The 17,045-nt window shown below is 40.0% G+C and carries 13 protein-coding genes; 6 read left to right on the plus strand and 7 right to left on the minus strand.

Annotated features, from left to right (window positions below; all coding sequences use genetic code 11):
- The coding region (locus tag HWQ58_RS25775) for a hypothetical protein (protein ID WP_292869114.1) at positions 1-200 on the minus strand (200 nt) is incomplete at its 3' end.
- 328 nt (positions 201-528) lie between these two features.
- Between HWQ58_RS25775 and HWQ58_RS25780 the strand changes: the two genes are divergently transcribed.
- The 5 genes from HWQ58_RS25780 to HWQ58_RS25800 all read left to right on the plus strand — a co-directional run bounded on the left by HWQ58_RS25780 (position 529) and on the right by HWQ58_RS25800 (position 8,505).
- The gene (locus HWQ58_RS25780; RefSeq protein WP_292869116.1) at positions 529-2,013 is read left to right on the plus strand and encodes an ABC transporter substrate-binding protein; all 1,485 of its coding nucleotides are present in this window, start codon (positions 529-531) and stop codon (positions 2,011-2,013) included.
- A 12-nt stretch (positions 2,014-2,025) separates the two neighbouring features.
- Positions 2,026-3,471 (plus strand): ABC transporter substrate-binding protein, encoded by a 1,446-nt coding sequence (locus tag HWQ58_RS25785; protein WP_292869118.1) that lies wholly within the window; start codon positions 2,026-2,028, stop codon positions 3,469-3,471.
- A 94-nt stretch (positions 3,472-3,565) separates the two neighbouring features.
- On the plus strand, positions 3,566-6,046 hold the full coding sequence (locus tag HWQ58_RS25790) for an ATP-binding protein (protein ID WP_292869121.1): 2,481 nt from the start codon (positions 3,566-3,568) through the stop codon (positions 6,044-6,046).
- Positions 6,047-6,260: 214 nt separating this feature from the next.
- The gene (locus tag HWQ58_RS25795; RefSeq protein WP_292869124.1) at positions 6,261-7,073 is read left to right on the plus strand and encodes a response regulator; all 813 of its coding nucleotides are present in this window, start codon (positions 6,261-6,263) and stop codon (positions 7,071-7,073) included.
- Between the two features lie 763 nt (positions 7,074-7,836).
- Complete coding sequence (locus HWQ58_RS25800) at positions 7,837-8,505, plus strand: sigma-70 family RNA polymerase sigma factor (protein ID WP_292869607.1); 669 nt, start codon at positions 7,837-7,839, stop codon at positions 8,503-8,505.
- A gap of 689 nt (positions 8,506-9,194) precedes the next feature.
- Here the strand turns inward: HWQ58_RS25800 and HWQ58_RS25805 are convergent.
- The 6 genes from HWQ58_RS25805 to HWQ58_RS25830 all read right to left on the minus strand — a co-directional run bounded on the left by HWQ58_RS25805 (position 9,195) and on the right by HWQ58_RS25830 (position 15,607).
- Entirely contained in the window at positions 9,195-9,401 is a 207-nt protein-coding gene (locus tag HWQ58_RS25805) for a hypothetical protein (protein ID WP_292869126.1), read from the minus strand.
- Positions 9,402-9,622: 221 nt separating this feature from the next.
- Positions 9,623-9,946, minus strand: a complete 324-nt coding sequence (locus tag HWQ58_RS25810) for a hypothetical protein (RefSeq protein WP_292869129.1) — start codon at positions 9,944-9,946, stop codon at positions 9,623-9,625.
- 262 nt (positions 9,947-10,208) lie between these two features.
- Positions 10,209-10,451 carry a hypothetical protein gene (locus tag HWQ58_RS25815; protein ID WP_292869132.1) on the minus strand — a complete coding sequence of 81 codons (243 nt, stop codon included), beginning with the start codon at positions 10,449-10,451 and terminating at the stop codon, positions 10,209-10,211.
- 625 nt (positions 10,452-11,076) lie between these two features.
- A complete protein-coding gene (locus HWQ58_RS25820) occupies positions 11,077-12,651 on the minus strand; it encodes an AAA-like domain-containing protein (RefSeq protein WP_292869135.1) in 1,575 nt (524 codons plus the stop codon).
- A 5-nt stretch (positions 12,652-12,656) separates the two neighbouring features.
- Positions 12,657-14,099 carry an AAA-like domain-containing protein gene (locus HWQ58_RS25825; RefSeq protein ID WP_292869137.1) on the minus strand — a complete coding sequence of 481 codons (1,443 nt, stop codon included), beginning with the start codon at positions 14,097-14,099 and terminating at the stop codon, positions 12,657-12,659.
- A gap of 374 nt (positions 14,100-14,473) precedes the next feature.
- The gene (locus HWQ58_RS25830) at positions 14,474-15,607 is read right to left on the minus strand and encodes a WD40 repeat domain-containing protein (protein WP_292869139.1); all 1,134 of its coding nucleotides are present in this window, start codon (positions 15,605-15,607) and stop codon (positions 14,474-14,476) included.
- 430 nt (positions 15,608-16,037) lie between these two features.
- Between HWQ58_RS25830 and HWQ58_RS25835 the strand changes: the two genes are divergently transcribed.
- Positions 16,038-16,850: a class I SAM-dependent methyltransferase gene (locus HWQ58_RS25835; RefSeq protein WP_292869142.1), complete on the plus strand. Its 813-nt coding sequence runs from the start codon at positions 16,038-16,040 to the stop codon at positions 16,848-16,850.
- Positions 16,851-17,045 lie beyond the last annotated feature (195 nt).

The following is a 17,045-nucleotide window of genomic DNA, read 5'->3' on the forward strand; positions in this document are numbered from 1 at the left end:
TCATTTGTTATTTTGGCGAACTCATTTGTTATTTTGGCGAACTCATTTGTTATTTTGGCGAACTCATTTGTTATTTCGGCGAACTCATTTGGTATTTCGGCGAACTCATTTGGTATTTCGGCGAACTCATTTGTTATTTCGGCGAACTCATTTGTTATTTCGGCGAACTCATTTGTTATTTCGGCGTGGACATAACGCACCCTACTGGCGTGTCATTACTCAAATGTTGCAAAAAAATTGTAGGTTGGGTTGACGTAAGAAAACCCAACCTACACCTAATGCACTATTTTAGCCAATACGCGCTACTACGAAACTACTAGAATTGAAACCTATGTTGGTCATACTTGTGTGTACACTGTAGCCTTATAGGAGAGAGGCTTTGAATATTACTCCCCAACGCTAGTAGGGAAGGGGTTGGGGGTTAGGTCTGTATTGGACTCAACTGCAAGCAGCTATAAATTATTGAGAGACCAACAAAAAGCCTTAAATTGAGTATATCTGTTCAGTTTAAATATAAGCTCTAGAAGTGTGGTATCCAGAAAAAAAGCCAGTCAGATTGCTCAAGTCCTGAAGAATCAGCAGAGAGCTAAGGAAGCTTTTAGCGTAGTACCAAGACTAATCAACCGTCGCTACGCACTCATAGCATTGATCCTCTGCTTGATAATTGTTGCTTGCACTAACACATATCAATCCTCCCCTTCCCCACTTAAGAAGTTATCCAGTGAAAGTACTGATTTAAGGATTTGGTGGGATAAAGGTTTTACTCAGGAAGAGGATGAAGCCCTCAAGCAACTAGTTAGCCAGTGGGAAAAACAAACTGGTAACAAAATTAAGCTTTCTTTATATTCCACAGATGAGCTAACACGGAAGATTCAAAGAGAAATTCAGGCTGGCAACTTGCCTGATATTGTTACCAGTTATACTGCCGATCGAGAAATTATTCCCCGTTTAAGTTGGGAAGGCAAACTAGCAGATGTATCAGATGTAATTGAGCCACTTAAAAATTTTTACCCCGAAAAAATCCTCAAAACTGTTCAGTTTTATAACAATGTTACTCAAAAGCGAAGCTACTATGCATTGCCAATGAGCCAAGCAACTATTCACATTTTCTACTGGCGAGATATGCTAAAGCAAATAGGTCGTAAAGAAAGTGATATACCAAAGGATTGGGATGTTTTTTGGGAGTTTTGGAAACAAATACAGGATGACTTGCGGACAAAACAAATACCAGATAAAAAACAGAATATTTATGGATTAGGGTTTACTTTCGGTATTAGTTCTGCTGATACATACTACTTGTTTGAGCAGATTTTAGAAGCATACGATGTGCAAATTTTAGATTCTATGGATAAACTCCTCCTTGACGAGCCGAAAGTGCGTCAAGGTATTATTAACAGCTTAAAATGGTACACAAATTTTTATCAGCAAGGCTACGTACCACCAGATGCTGTAAATTGGTTGAATCCAGACAATAATCGTAGCCTACTTAATCAAAGCGTGGTTATGACTCCTAACAACTCGCTTTCAATTCCTGCTGCTGTGCGACAAAACCCTGATACATATTATCAAAAGCTTGGTATCTTAGAGTTTCCAAATAAACCCAATGGCTTGCCAATGCGCTACTTAATTACGGTTAAGGAAGCGTTTTTATTTGCCGAGTCTAAGAAACAGAAACTAGCTAAGGAGTTTCTTGCATACTTAATACAACCAGAAGTGATGGGAAATTATCTCAAAGCTTCTGGAGGTCGTCATTTACCAGTTTTAACATCGGCGTGGCAAGATCCTTTTTGGAAAGATTCAAAAGATCCGTATCTCTCGACAGCCATTAATATATTTCTCAACAGAGAAACTCGCCCATTTTATTTTGTCCAAAACCCAGCTTATAGCTTGGTTTTGAAAGATAATGTTTGGGGTAAGGCGATCAATCGAATTGTTGTAGATAAAATTTCTTCAGAGCAAGCAGCTGATGAAGCGATCGCTCGGATTAAGCAAATTTTTGACCAATGGCAGTAAGCTTTTACAAAGATGACATTTAAAAGAAAAGCTAGTCAAATTGCTAAAGGCTCTCAAAATCGGGCACAATATCACCATTATCGCAGATATGTGTTCATCGTATTCACACTCAGCTTGATAATTATTGCTTGTACTAACACCTCTCAATTAAAACAATCTTCAGTCACCCATTCGCCTACTGACAACACAGTTTTAAAGATTTGGTGGGATAAAGGTTTTACTGTCGATGAGGATGAAGCAATCCAGCAGTTGGTGAGCAACTGGGAAAAACAAACTGGTAATCAAGTCAAGCTTTCCTTCTATATCGGCGATGAGTTACCGCAGAAAGCGCGTAGGGCCATTCACGCGGGTAATCCACCCGATATCATGATGAGTTACGGCGCTGAGAGAGCATTGAATCCGCATTTGGCTTGGGAAGGTAAGCTGGCGGATGTAACTGATGTAATTGAGCCAGTCAAAAATCTTTATCCTGAATATGCCCTGCAAGCTGTTAATTATTATAATAATGCTGCAAAAAAACGAAGCTACTATGCAGTACCAATTAATCAGGCAACGGTTCATATTTTCTACTGGCGAGACTTGCTAGAGCAAATAGGTCGCAGTGAAAGGGATATCCCCAAAGATTGGGATGGTTTTTGGGAATTTTGGAAAAAAGTACAAAACCATGTGCGGGCAAAACAGCAAAAACAGGATATTTATGGGCTAGGTTTTCCTTTCTCTACTGGAGCTTCAGATACCTACATCTTTTTTGAGCATATTTTAGAAGCATACGATGTGCAAATTCTCGACTCAGAAGGTAAACTCGCGATCGATGACCCAAAGGTGAGACAAAAAATTGTCCAGGTATTAGATTGGTATACCAAATTTTACCAACAAGGTTATGTACCACCAGATGCACTCAATTGGTTAAATCCAGATAATAATCGCAGCTTGCTCAACCGTGTGGTGATGATGACTCCTAACAACACCCTCTCAATTCCTTGCTCTGTGCGCCAAGATCCCGACACCTATCGCAATAAGCTCGGCATCTTAAAATTTCCCAACAAACCCAACGGCAAGCCAATGCGTTATCTACTCACACTTCGGCAAGCAATTTTGTTCGCCGATTCCCAGCAACAGAAAAAAGCTTTGGATTTTCTTGCATATCTCACCCAATCACAAGTGATAGGTAAGTATCTGAAAGCTGCTGGAGGCTGTAATTTACCTGTCATCAAGACACTTTGGCAAGATCCATTTTGGAAAAACCCCGCTGACCCACACATTTCAACTGCGGTCAAGACGGTGACGGAAGGTTCAACGCGGTTGTTTTATTATGTCCAAAACCCAGCATACAGCCTAGTGTTAGAGGAGAATATCTGGGGAAAAGCTCTTAAGCGAATAATTGTAGATAAAATTTCTTCAGAGCAAGCAACTGATGAAGCAATTAAGCAAATTAAACAAATTTTTGCTCAATGGTAATCAATAATTATCTATATTAACTAAAGGAATAGCCTATCTGCATGAATAAGAAAAAAGATAAATATCTTTAGAATAAGAAACAACTTGTAAATATATGAAGTTCTGGAATCAGCACCTAACTATTAAAGTTGCCAGTTCCTTCTTATTCCTATCCTTGGTGACTGTAGGTGTAGTAGGAGGATTTGCTTTTCTCAATGCGAAGGAAGCTCTGAAGCAAGCTGCTTTTGAACGACTCAGTGCTGCTGCCAGCCTGAAAGAGGAAGAAATTACCCGTTGGTTTGAAGACCAAGAACGAGACTTTCTCCTAGTAACTCAGTTTCCAGACGTACAAAATAATTTTCAAATACTTTTAAATTCCCAAGCCGCCGACGCAAATTATCGTCAAGCTTACAAAGTTCTCTCAGATTATCTCACAAATATGGCTAAAATTAAGCCAAGTCTTGGAGAAATTTCCATTCTTGACCGGAGCAATCGGATTATTTTATCTACTAACAAGCAGCGTGAAGGTCAATATGAAATTTCAGCTAACATCACCTATATTGAGCAGATTCAGCCAAGAGACTCTTTTGCCCCCATCTTCTATGCCTCACCTATTACTGGTAAGCCTTCAGTTACTTTTGCAACCCCTCTACGTGATGCAGCCAAGGTACGTCAAGGTGTTCTTTTATCTGATTTGAATTTAGACAGAATAGATCAGATTGTCCGGGAACGTACAGGCTTGGGTAAGAGTGGCGAAACTTATTTGGTTGGTTCTTTAGTAACTAAAAACGCTTTTATTTCTAAAGATAAAGATAAAACACCAGATTTTTCTCAAGGAGTTAGCAGCCAAGGTATTGATGCAGCAATGAGTGGGATTAGCGGTCAAGGACTTTATCCAAACTATGCCGGAGTGTTAGTAATTGGGGTATATCACTGGCTCAATGACCAAGACCTAGCCTTAATGGTAGAGATGAACCAGGAAGAAGCCTTTGCGCCAGCTCGGCGATTAGCAGGGACGATGATGCTAGTGGGATTCTTATCAATGGGATTTCTATTGATTGGAGTGTCTTGGCTAACACGACAGTTAAAAATCTCTGGCGAACAGTTAGAGAATTACAGCCATAGATTAGAAATAAAAGCCAAAGAAGCTGAAACTGCCAACCGTGCCAAAAGCGAATTTCTCGCAAACATGAGTCACGAACTTCGTACTCCTCTTAACAGTATCCTTGGCTTTACTCAGCTACTGACCCGCGATTCTTCTATCAATGCTTCTCAGTTGGAACATTTAGAAATTATCAGTCGCAGTGGAGAACATTTACTTACCTTGATTAATGATGTGTTGTCAATGTCCAAAATTGAGGCGGGTTTAACGACACTGAATAACAATAGCTTTGACTTGTACACTCTACTTGATTCACTGGAAGAGATGTTTCAAATTAAAGCGGAATCCAAAGGTTTACAGTTGATGTTTGAACGTAGACTTGAAGTTCCTAGATATGTGCATACAGATGAAAGTAAATTGCGTCAAGTCTTGATTAATCTCCTTGGTAATGCTATCAAATTTACTCAAGAAGGTGGCGTTAGTTTGCGAGTTAGGAGCGAGGAAGAAAGGAAGCTACAGCAACAAGAAGGGGCACAAGCAAGAAAAAACTCTCATCCCTCATCCTTCTGGCTTTATTTTGAAGTCGAAGACACTGGAGCAGGGATTGCACCTGCTGAAATTGAAAAGTTATTTAAGCCCTTTGTTCAAACAGAAGCAGGTCGAAAATCTCAGCAAGGAACAGGTTTGGGTTTAACTATTAGCCAACAATTTGTGCATCTAATGGGGGGAAGTATTACTGTTAGCAGTACTTTGGGCCAAGGAACGATTTTTTCTTTTGATCTCCAAATTAGTCTAGCAGAAGTAGCTGAAGCTCCAATTCGACAGCTAAAACGACGAGTAATTGGTTTAGAGCCTAACCAACCAAAATACCGAATTTTAGTAGTTGAAGATAAATGGGAAAATCGCGAACTCCTAGTCAAGATGCTAGTATCCCTTGGCTTCGAGGTTCGTCATGCTGAAAATGGTCAAGAGGGGGTGACTCTTTGGGAAAGTTGGGAACCGCAACTGATTTGGATGGATATGCGGATGCCTGTAATGGATGGGTATGAAGCCACTAAACAAATCAGAGCTACTTTAAAGGGTCAAGCTACTGTGATTATTGCCCTAACTGCTAGTGCTTTTGATGAGGAGCGCTTTGTGGTTTTATCGGCTGGCTGCAACGATTTTGTGCGTAAGCCGTTCCGAGAGGAAGTAATCTTGAATATGATGTCTAAATATTTAGGGGTGCGTTATGTATATGCAGAGAAACCCCTTCAAAAAGACGAACTTACAGAAAATTCCGACCTGAAACTTTTATCATTAGAAGAGATGCTGGCTCAGATGCCCACTGACTGGGTAGCACAGCTACACCAAGCGGCACTGTGTACTGATGAAAAGCTGATTTTTAGCTTGCTTGAGCAAATTCCTGAAGAATCTGCTCTTTTGACAAACACTCTGTCTGATTGGGTTAATAACTTTCGGATTGATAAAGTTATTGATTTAACACAACTGTAAGAAATGATTTTTGAATCAGAATTCAGAAGTCAGAATTCAGGAGTCAGAACAAGAAAGTGGGGAATTAAAACCTGCGACTAATTAAAGACCACTAAATCTTCGTGTAGCGAATGCACTAGAAGATTCGATTGATTTACCAGTCTGGCTCCAATTCAATTCTGAATTCTAACTCCTGACTCCTGAATTCTTTTCTAAAAAATTAGTTCTAATAAATATGGATAACCATCAAGTTCAGCTACCAAAAGCAAATATTCTTGTTGTTGATGATACACCCGACAATCTGCGACTTTTATCCGCTATGCTAACTCAGGTTGGCTATGAAATTCGCAGAGTCATTAACGGGCAAACAGCTTTGAAAACAGCAGAAGCTGCACCGCCCGATTTGATATTGCTTGACATCATGATGCCAGAAATGAATGGCTATGAAGTTTGTCAACACTTGAAAGCCTCGGAGAAAACCCGCGACATTCCGGTGATTTTTATTAGCGCCTTGGATGAAGTTTTTGACAAAGTTAAAGCTTTTGCTGTCGGGGGAGTGGATTATATTACCAAACCTTTTAGTGAAGAAGAGGTTTTTGCCCGTGTAGAAAATAACTTGACTATCCGAAGGTTGCAAAAACAACTGACCGAGCAAAATATACTTTTACAACAGGAAATTAGCGATCGCCAAAAAGCCGAGTCAGCACTGCGCCTTAGTCAGTTTTATTTAGATAAATTTAAGGATTTTATCTTTTTTGTAAATTCGGATGCCCAGCTAGTTTACGTGAATGAAGCGGCCTGTCGTCATCTTGGCTACTCTCGCACACAATTGCTGACCATGACTGTTTATGATATAGATCCAAATTTTTCGACGGTTGCTTGGCGATCGCACTGGCAAGAAGTTAGACAAAAAGGCTCTCTCACTTTTGAGTCTACTCAACGAACCCAAGATGGTCAGGACATAGCCGTGGAAATAACTGTCAATTATCTGGAGTTAAACGGACAGGAATACCATTGTGCGAGTGTCCGCGATATCACCTCCTACTAAGAGCATTTCAGCAAACCGTAAAGTATTTTGTATCAAAAGTTCTGTAAATGAATAAGTAGTCTGAGATTGCGGGAAGATACTTTTAATCAAGACTTCTAATCTAAAACTGCTAACACAGGTGGGAAAAAAGATTTTTTCTGACGTTATCGACATTCTTTACATAAATTAATAAAAGTTTGACGGCAAAAGTCCTGACAAATTATGACTTTTTCATGCTGTTAAAAAGTGAGTGATTCACTTAAATTAAAGGTATGGTCATAAACTTCAATCCAAAACCTCAAGAAGGTCTAATAAGTAGAAGCAGAAGGGAAAACCCCAACAGTAACAGGTTCTTTTGATTTGCATTTTACATTTTATTATGTCCTCTTACTGAGTTGATTATGTGGATTGAATTGAATCGGTGAGTAAAAGTGTATTGCCCATTGCAACCATGCTGTTATTACCTCTGATATCTGACAGATAATGACAGCATCAAAAATCAAGCAAAAAGATGCTTGGCGACTGCATCAAGCCTGCAAAGTATACAGAAAAAAGAAACTTCAGGAAAGAAAATAAGATGCGAAAAAATAGTATAAACCAAGATTTTATCCCGTCTGAAGAAACAATTCATCGCTGTATTCAGGTATCTGAGCAAGGAAATATGGATAGCATTGCTGTTAAAACTGATGATGTGAGCAACAACTCTTTGACTGTAGAAGATGTTACTACTGATTTAGATATTCAGAGTCATTCACTACCAGTAAACCAGAAAGTCAGGCATCTGTTGTTTAGCACCTCAGTTAAGGAGGATCTAAATGAACAGCTAACATCCTTAGTTGCCCAAGCCCGTAGACATCCACCTGGAAGCCCTCAACGTCAGAAGTTTCTCACGCAAATCATTCGTTTGACACAAGGTAAACTCTGGAAGGAAAATACTCCCTACTATCAAGACGCACTGCAACAAACTTGGTTGTATTTCTGCCGCAACGTTTGTGATGGTCTGACAGGTCAAGCTTATGACTCCACTCAAGGTAGTGTAATTAATTGGTTAGATGCTTACCTAAAACGCAGACTACAAGACTTTTATCTCAACCAAAACCGGGAAAAAGCTACAACAGTCTCCTTTAGGGTTCGTCAGTCTAAGTCGGGTGAGATTGGTGAAACTATTGACCCGATAGATAATATACCAGCTACCCCCCAAGCCCCTCCCATTTTGGAAAACCTGGAGATATGGGTGAAGACAGACTCGGATATGGAACTACGTAGTACTCACATTAAAGGGCGTCCAGACGTAAATTGTCAAGCATTAATTCTCAAACGCTTACCCCCGGAAGTTAGCTGGAAAGAATTATCTAAAGACTTTGGGCTGTCAATTGCGACACTAAGCAGTTTCTATCAACGTCAGTGTCTACCACGCTTGCGGAAATATGCTGAGATAGAGGATTTATTCTAAACTAGACGAGTAAATAGTGCATAATTTCTAATAACTAAAAATCCGAGTCAACTATCATAAATGGAATTTTATTTTGGTTGCAGATACAATCCTTGTCCCACTCATCTGGACTTCAGATGCAGTAACTTTACAGGAAAGGACAAGTAAAAGCTATACTGCACTGCAATATAGTGTTTTAATACAGCACAAAAGCACATCAATTGCGCTTCTATTACTAGGAAAACGCATTTTGGGTGTTGATTTTGATGTAGTTTCCTTATTTTGGGTTCATACAATTTTTTTGTTTATGTGAGTGCAAAGTCTATACAATATAGACTTTTACCCAATATAGACATCACTATTTTGCATGAATTTTGATTCCCTAAACAGACCAATTGCGTCAATGGGTTCAAGATGAACTAGCACAATTATCTTTTGAGTTAATCTCCTCTTTAACAAGTTATGACTTCATCCTTGAAGCTCTATTTCATCAAGCTTTACTCTATGTGGGTTCATAGAGAATTGGTATCAGTAATCTAAAATTTCCACAAGAAATACAATAAGAAAGGTGCAGCAATGAGAATAGCTAAAAGTTTGACCACTAGAGAGCGAAACATTGACTATTGCTATTTGGGCATGAAAAAATAAGTACTACTAGCGTACTCTCTCTCAAAGAATCTTATAATAATGTCCATCCCAAACCTGATACTTTAATAAAGTATCGACTTAACTAAAATACCAATAATTAGACCAACTATTCCAACAATCAAACCAGCACAAAAAAAGTAGAAAAACAATTCCAAACTTGCTTGAATATTTTGGGTATATCTGAAATAAAATATTGCCCAAATCGCTCCAAGCATTCCTAAAATTCCTATTGGAATCGTTACGATTGCTATAACACTTTGAGTTTCCATTTATATATGTATAGTATTATGAACCGTAAAGTTTTCTAGTTAAACACATAACAGAAACAACTGAAATTCGACAAAAAATCAAAAAATACGCACGAATAGAGCTAAAAAAACGTATTTATCCAGAACGGATTATGAATAAAATCTGATGAAAATCAATCCTCCTAAAACTGCTCCTTCAATAATGCCTATAATCCAGAAAAGAAAAATCCAAAATAACCAGATTATGCCTTGCCTTCACCGCCAATAAATAAACCACCTGTGGCTTCTTTATATGCCCTCAAACCAATTAAATGACCAATAAAACCACCAACTATTCCACCAAGCAATCCTCCCAAAAATGAGTATAATAATAACTTGAGATTTATTTGAATATTTTGGCTATACAGTAGATAAATTATTGCCCAAAGCAATCCTATGATTGCTGAGATTCCTACTTGCATTGTCGTACAAAAAATTATCGCTTTCATCTCAACACTTGCTTGAATATTTTGGGTATATCTGAAATAAAATATGAAATAAAATATTGCCCAAATCGCTCCAAGCATTCCTAAAATTACTATTGGAATCGTTACGATTGCTATAACACTTTGAGTTTCTATTTATATATGTATAGTATTATGAGGCGTAAAAGTTTCTAGTTAAACACATAATATAAAAGACCGGAATTCGACAAAAAATCAAAAAATATGCACGAATAGGATCTATAAATACGTACTTATCCAGAACGGATTATGAATAAAATCTGATGAAAATCAATTCTCCTAAAACTGCTCCCACAATAATGCCTATAATCCAGAAAATTGAAATCTAAAGAAGCCAGCTGAAGCCTTCAGAACTAATAAAGAAATCAGCTGAAAATCCTTCAGCTACCCTCGAACCAACTAAATGACCAATAAAACCACCAACTATTCCACCAAGCAATCCTCCCAAAAATGAGTAGAAAAATAACTTGAGAGTTACTTGAATATTTTGGCTATACAGTAGATAAATTATTGCCCAGAGCAATCCTATGATTGCTGAGATTACTACTGATACTATGATAGCAAACATTATCACTTTCATCTCTTTTTTCGCGGTCTTAGCTATGGGTAAACATATAAGGTTCAGACTTAATAGTAACATGACAAAAAATATCGCCTTAAGGGAGCATCCCAATGCAAGCAAAAAGAGGGGAAAAAACCCAGATTATTCGCGAGTTTCTTCCTTTATTTTTGCTGGGATGCTCCCTTAAGGCTAAGGTGGGCTAACAAGCCTCTGAACACTTTTACTGAAGCTTTAGAGATGTTTATAACGGCTATATCTGATCGATTTTTCGATTGGTTGACTCTCAATTTAAATAATAATTAATTTACAGAAATACAACGTTGTTTAAATAAGGGAGAGTTGAGATTTTATCGTTGGGTTGGCTGGGAAATTATCGCTCATAATTTAACTATTATTAGCCGAGAGACTCTCAAAAATAAAATAAGTCATCACGGTTTTAGTTAAAATTATTACTATCAATTAAATTTGAGGATTATTTTTAATTATCCTATCAAATTTAGCTGGATAATATAGTTAAAACTGGCTTGGTTAATAATCACTAGTTATATGTACCAACTAGTGATTATTAACAAATTTTTATATCTGATTTGTTCAGCAGTTTCGCACTCCTGACTAGTCTAAACTCCAGCACTCATGGGTAATGTAATAATTGCTTTGAGGTTACTGAACAGTGCTTTTTATACTCGAAAGTCACTATCGCCAATCCTAAAACAACTATTAATGCCCAACCGAACGCACCTAGAAAAAATAATCTTTGAAATCTAGCTGCTTTTTGCTCTTGAACTAGTCTAGCTTTAACTTCTTTAGTTCGTTCTGCTTCTAACCATGTCTCAACTTCTCGCCGATCGCATTCTTGGCTAGCTGCTAAAAACTGATAATCCAGATCGCTCAAGCTTTTGCCTTGCGACCAAGCTAGAGCTTCATGTAAAGCTGTCCCGCGTAATAGTCGGGAATTATCACAGCGATCTGAGGCTACCCAAGCGTTGAATGCTTGGGAGTATGGTCGTAATTTTGCTAGTTGTTTTTCTACCCAAGTTTGGTTAAAAACCTCTTCATAAATCCGGTTCTTTACTATTAGTTGCCCTTGCTGCTTGGTTACTAAACCCGACAACAGCAGTTCTATTTGTTCTTCTCCATCATCACAAGCTATCTGAATCCCTTGTAAAATTTGCTGATACAGTCCTAGCAAACCTCCAGCACGCTGCTCATTTATCAGTAGGCGATCGCGGATTGTTTTCAAATGCTCTGGATCGTCTTTTGCTTCCCATTTCTCAATAATATGGGTTTGCACTAGTTTTTCTAAAATTAACAAGGGAAATTGATAATAAAAATTTATCAGATGTTGATTAATAATCGGTAAATGGTTATCCAATTTATAACGCTCATCAACTTCTAAGCTTCTCTGTTCTTCAACATTTTTGCTTCCAGAATTTCTTTCTTGCACTACTATCTGACAAAGCTTTTGAGTGAGAAACGGCTGACCATTTGTCCAAGCCAAAATTTCTTTGAGAACTGCCATCGGATTAGCTACTTTACTCTCTAAACCTGCCGCTAATGGCTGAACTTCCGATAAGTTAAAGCCGTGCAGTTCAATAGATTTACCAATATTAAATGGGGTACAGTTGCGATCGGCAATCAAATCTGAAGGCGTTGCTACTCCGAATAGTGCCCAAGTTAGGCGGTTATATTCTGGATTTTCGGCTCGTTGATTGTAGCATGAGCGAATTAGGGTAAAAAAATCGACTACAGGGAAATTTAAACCTAAAACACTATCAATTTCATCAATAAAAATAAATATTTTTTCAGTTTTTAGTTCAACTAATAAAATGTCTTCAACAAACTGGCTCAATCGCTGTAATGCAGGTAAATCTTCACGCTCCGACCACCATGCTTTTATATTAACTTTGCTAAAGAGATTAAAGCTCCTTAATAAGTCAACTACTATGCCTTTGTACCACTGAGCAGGAGTAATATTGCCGTTGCCGATGCGAGTCATGTCGATAGAAGCACAACTGTAGCCTGCTTGTTCTAATCGGTGTCTTGTTTGTAACCGCAAGCTAGATTTACCCATCTGTCGGGAACTAAATACATAACAAAATTCACCTTGAATTAAAGCATTATAAAGTTCAAAGTCAGCCTGTCTTTCTACATAGCTAGGAGCATCGACTTTGAGACTACCGCCAATTTGATATTCGTATTTATTCATAGCGTTTAAGTTAATTGCTCTCGGAAATACAGCTGATATAACTCACAGCTAGGCATTGCCTGATTTCCTTCAAGTTTTACTAAACCCATACTTTCTAATTTATAGGCAGCGATCGCTTCTAATTGCACACTTGTTGGAGAGGTAACTACCCGTTTGAGTGCGATCGCTAATTCGGGATGTTTTTGGAGATTTGCTAGATGATGCCGTAAATAGTTGCTGTAGATGCCGGCAATTGTGGGAGCCTCTTTTAGTAGCTGTTCTAGGGTTACTGTTTGATTTCCCAGGTTATAAAGAGCCAGACGAGCTAGATAGGGATGACCGCCAATCATTGCTCGTAGCGGAGCCAGCTTTTCCAATCCTTTCTCACCTTTGACCCAATCGAGTCCATGACGCACTGCCAATTCTTGCATCTGCTCTAAACTAAATTCTGGTAACTTAATCGGTAGCCCCACATTGAAAGGAGATTGATTAATATCTAACGGGATATAAGCTTCAGTGGCATGAACTACTACTAGTCGGAGTTTTTGCCAGATTTCTAATTCGGAAGCATCCTCATACCAAGAACGCAGTAGTGGCAGAAAATCCCTAGAAATTTCTGGATACTCAAAAACTCGATTCACTTCATCCAAAGCTAAGACTACCGGAGCGTCGATTTTCTCCAGCAAATACTCCTGTAAATACAATGTGCAGCTAACTTTGCTACCAATATCCTCATCCCAATAATCATCTAGTCTGATTTCTAGGTTCAACTGCCGACTGACGTTAGCACAAAACCAGCGTAAGAATTTTTCCAAGCTAGTGAAAACTTGACTATCTGCCCTCTGTAAACCAATCTGTACGATGTGTACCCCAGTCTGTTTGGCATGAGTAAGAATTCTGTGCATTAGGGAGGTTTTTCCCATTTTGCTGGGGGCTTTGATTCTGATTAGGCTTCCAGGTTTATTGATTTCGGTATAGGTGCGTTCTTCAATTGGCGGACGTTCTATGTAAAAAAAGGAATTTAGGGGCACTGAGCCACCAGGATTTTCTAAGAAATCGGGATTAGGGATTGGGGTTATTCTCTCGTCTTGCTTTTTGATCGCTAAAGAAGAACCTGATATCGCATCTTTGGCTCTGCTTGTTGGCTGAGACTGTCTCAAGACTGCTGGCACAGTTTGTAGTTTTTCTGACAAAACGCTATTTTGCGTAGGCAAAGTCCGCTGGGGGCATCGCCTTCTCAATACTGACCGAAAATTACTTTTTGTCACCTCTTCCCCAAAAGCTTGTGAAAGTAGCTTCCATAACTTAGAACCAACATCTTTTATATAATTAGCATCGTAACCACAGCTTTCGGCGATATCTGGATAAGTTTGTCCTTCCCAAGCTTGACGAAATATTATTTCCTGAACATCACTTAAGCCATGTTCAAGAAATGTATCTAAAATTACTAGCGCCTCTTCTATATTCATTTGTAAAAAGCATAAACTTTGTTTTAAATAAGACTTTAGCGGAATTATTCATACTTTTTTGCTTATTTACTTAAATTTAAACAGTTAGCTTCATTTCCATATGCCATTCTCAGGTATAAGGGAATGTCACTAATAGGATATAGGGGGTAGGGTGTAGGGTATAGGGAGGACGGCATTGGTTAGGTAACATTATCATCTGATAGGTCTTGTTGAGAATACCTGACCTATCTTTTTTTACCTTAAAATCGCTACACTCCACTATTTCTCATGCTTCCGCCTCCTTGTCACCCCTTCAGATTCAATTGCTTCAATCCCGCTCAAGGTTCTTCTGGCTAATTTCGCAGCCAGTAATAGCCGAGTGTGGTTAAACTAGCCTAGTTCAAATTCCACAGCTTGATGGTCTGATCCAAACTGCTAGAGACGATCGTTTGTCCATCTGGACTGAAGCTGACGCTGAGCACATAATCATTGTGACCACTTAGCGTGTTGATCAGCGTGCCGTCTCGCTTCCACAGCTTGATGGTACCATCCGCACTGCCAGAGGCGATCGTTTGCCCATCTGGGCTGAAGCTGACACTGTACACAAGAGAGTCTACTTTGAGCGTGTTGATCAGCGTGCCGTCTCGTTTCCACAGCTTGATGGTGCCATCCCAACTGCCAGAGGCGATCGTTTGTCCATCCGGGCTGAAGCTGACACTCCACACATCAGCATTGTGTCCCCTCAGCGTGTTGATCGGTGTGCCGTCTCGCTTCCACAGCCTGATGGTACTATCTCCACTGCCAGAGGCGATTGTTTGTCCATCCGGGCTGAAGCTGACACTGTGCACAAGATCAGTGTGTCCCCTCAGCGTGTTGATCAGTGTGCCGTCTCGCTTCCACAGCTTGATGGTGTTATCCCCACTGCTAGAGGCGATCGTTTGTCCATCTGGGCTGAAGCTGACACTGTACACAAAATCAGTGTGTCCCTTCAGCGTGTTGATCAGCGTGCCGTCTCGTTTCCACAGCTTGATGGTGCCATCCCAACTGCCAGAGGTGATCGTTTGTCCATCTGGGCTGAAGCTGACACTGAGCACAAGCGAGTCTTCTTTGAGCGTGTTGATCAGTGTGCCGTCTCGCTTCCACAGCTTGATGGTCTTGTCGTAACTGCCAGAGGCGATTGTTTGTCCATCAGGGCTGAAGCTGACACTCCACACATCAGCACTGTGTCCCCTTAGCGTGGTTATCAGTGCGCCGTTTCGGCTTTTTTGCTCTCTTACTCCATTAATCACCTGCTTCTGACTCGTGACGCTCACATTTCGCTCAGAAACTGCTGAGTGTTTCAATAAATATTCGTTCTGTCGCCGCACTGGTTTAACCTCTGCAACCGCTTGATCGCTATTGGCAGCAATCACTGTTTTCGGACTTTGCCAAGCTGCAAATCCGGCTGCGATCGCCCCCATCAGCATTACCCTCAGCGCAATTGCCCCCAACTGAATCCGCCGATTCGCTTTGTGGTTCGCTGACAACACCTGTGTCTGCTTTTTGTGCTTGCGTCAATATTTGTAGTTGTTTCATTTTGCCTTTATTAGAACAGAAGATTTGCCATAACTTTTAGAACCTTTTTGTCTAAAAATTTTCCTGGTTCAAGATTTGCTCAAGTAAAAGTATCAGAGAATACAAAATATCCTAATACTCGCTCTTGGTAGAATACTTTTTGGTTTACTAAGTTCAGCTGTATACGGCTACAACATTGATTGGTGGCATTCCGGATTTGGCTTTCCAAGCTGAACAAAACAACAGGCAACTTATACGTGGCATTATCTTCACAACTAACAGTTTGCCAAGCATCCTATGCATCTCATACAAAAAAGAGACTAGACTATATTGTATTTGCAGTTTATTTCTCGTTCTCAAGTTTGAGTATAGAAACGCCAGTAACGAATGTAAAGGAGATGATTTATGCCGAGATGGAACGCAGAGAAAAAACAAGCGTATCGAACCGAGGTAATTCAACGCATTACCGCAGCAATGCCCGCAGTAATGCAGGAATATGCCTCAATTAATTGGGCGGAGGAACTCAAAGGCTACCATACTGAGCATGAATATTACCCTGACTACATCCACGCTCCCATTCATGGGGGAACTGATTCCTACACGAACCCTCAGTCGTGCTTAGGTTGGGATGCTGCTATGGATGCGATTATTCCCCTCAGCCACAATGTTAGTTGCCAGCAGTTGCGCGAGAAAATGGCTGAACTAATTCCTCAAGACGCTCAAATTGAGACGGTGCTAGAGCTTGGTGCAGGTACGGCGGGTGGAGCGCTGGCCCTAGCACGGCGGTTTCCCCAGGCCACTTTTCGCATTACTGATGTTTCACCTTACATGCTGGTGATTAGTCAGCACAAGTTTAACAAGGCTGGATTTAGCGAGCGAGCTGACTTCGAGCAGGTGGACGCTCGTCACACTGGCTACCCTGACAACTCCTTTGATCTTGTCACGTCGTCACTACTCTTCCACGAGACACCTAAAGAGTGGACGCCTAAGATTCTTAAGGAGATGTACCGAATTACCAAACCCGGAGGTTGGGTACTATATGCTGACACCTATCGGGGTGAATACGCCCTGAGCGCTTCTTTTCAAGAACCGTGGTTGGATGACTTTATCCATTTTAACTTCGAGTACGAGTTTGCGAAAGCAGGTTTTACAGAACTCAATTACATCCGCTATGCCGTGGGTTTGTGGTATATGGTTGGCCGGAAGCTAGAAATGTGAGGACAAAACAAGTACTTTATACCAATTCGTAATTCGTAATGCCGCTCGTTCCGACGCTCCTGCGTCGCTAACGCTGCGCTATCGCTAACGTAATTCGTAATTAAGAAAGTCTTACTTAGTCTCTGCAAGTAGAATAATGAAACGATCGCCCGCTCGCCCTCCAAACCTGATTATTTCTAATCTGGAAACAAACTG

Source organism: Nostoc sp. LPT (assembly GCF_017115165.1).
GTDB lineage: Bacteria > Cyanobacteriota > Cyanobacteriia > Cyanobacteriales > Nostocaceae > Nostoc.

Excerpts from the sequence above, each read along its gene's own strand:
- HWQ58_RS25785 (WP_292869118.1), top strand. The coding sequence starts at position 2,026 with ATGACATTTAAAAGAAAAGCTAGTCAAATTGCTAAAGGCTCTCAAAAT.
- HWQ58_RS25810 (WP_292869129.1), bottom strand. The coding sequence starts at position 9,946 with ATGCTTGGAGCGATTTGGGCAATATTTTATTTCATATTTTATTTCAGA.
- HWQ58_RS25825 (WP_292869137.1), bottom strand. The coding sequence starts at position 14,099 with ATGAATATAGAAGAGGCGCTAGTAATTTTAGATACATTTCTTGAACAT.
- HWQ58_RS25795 (WP_292869124.1), top strand. The coding sequence starts at position 6,261 with ATGGATAACCATCAAGTTCAGCTACCAAAAGCAAATATTCTTGTTGTT.
- HWQ58_RS25805 (WP_292869126.1), bottom strand. The coding sequence starts at position 9,401 with ATGGAAACTCAAAGTGTTATAGCAATCGTAACGATTCCAATAGGAATT.
- HWQ58_RS25790 (WP_292869121.1), top strand. The coding sequence starts at position 3,566 with ATGAAGTTCTGGAATCAGCACCTAACTATTAAAGTTGCCAGTTCCTTC.
- HWQ58_RS25815 (WP_292869132.1), bottom strand. The coding sequence starts at position 10,451 with ATGTTTGCTATCATAGTATCAGTAGTAATCTCAGCAATCATAGGATTG.
- HWQ58_RS25820 (WP_292869135.1), bottom strand. The coding sequence starts at position 12,651 with ATGAATAAATACGAATATCAAATTGGCGGTAGTCTCAAAGTCGATGCT.
- HWQ58_RS25835 (WP_292869142.1), top strand. The coding sequence starts at position 16,038 with ATGCCGAGATGGAACGCAGAGAAAAAACAAGCGTATCGAACCGAGGTA.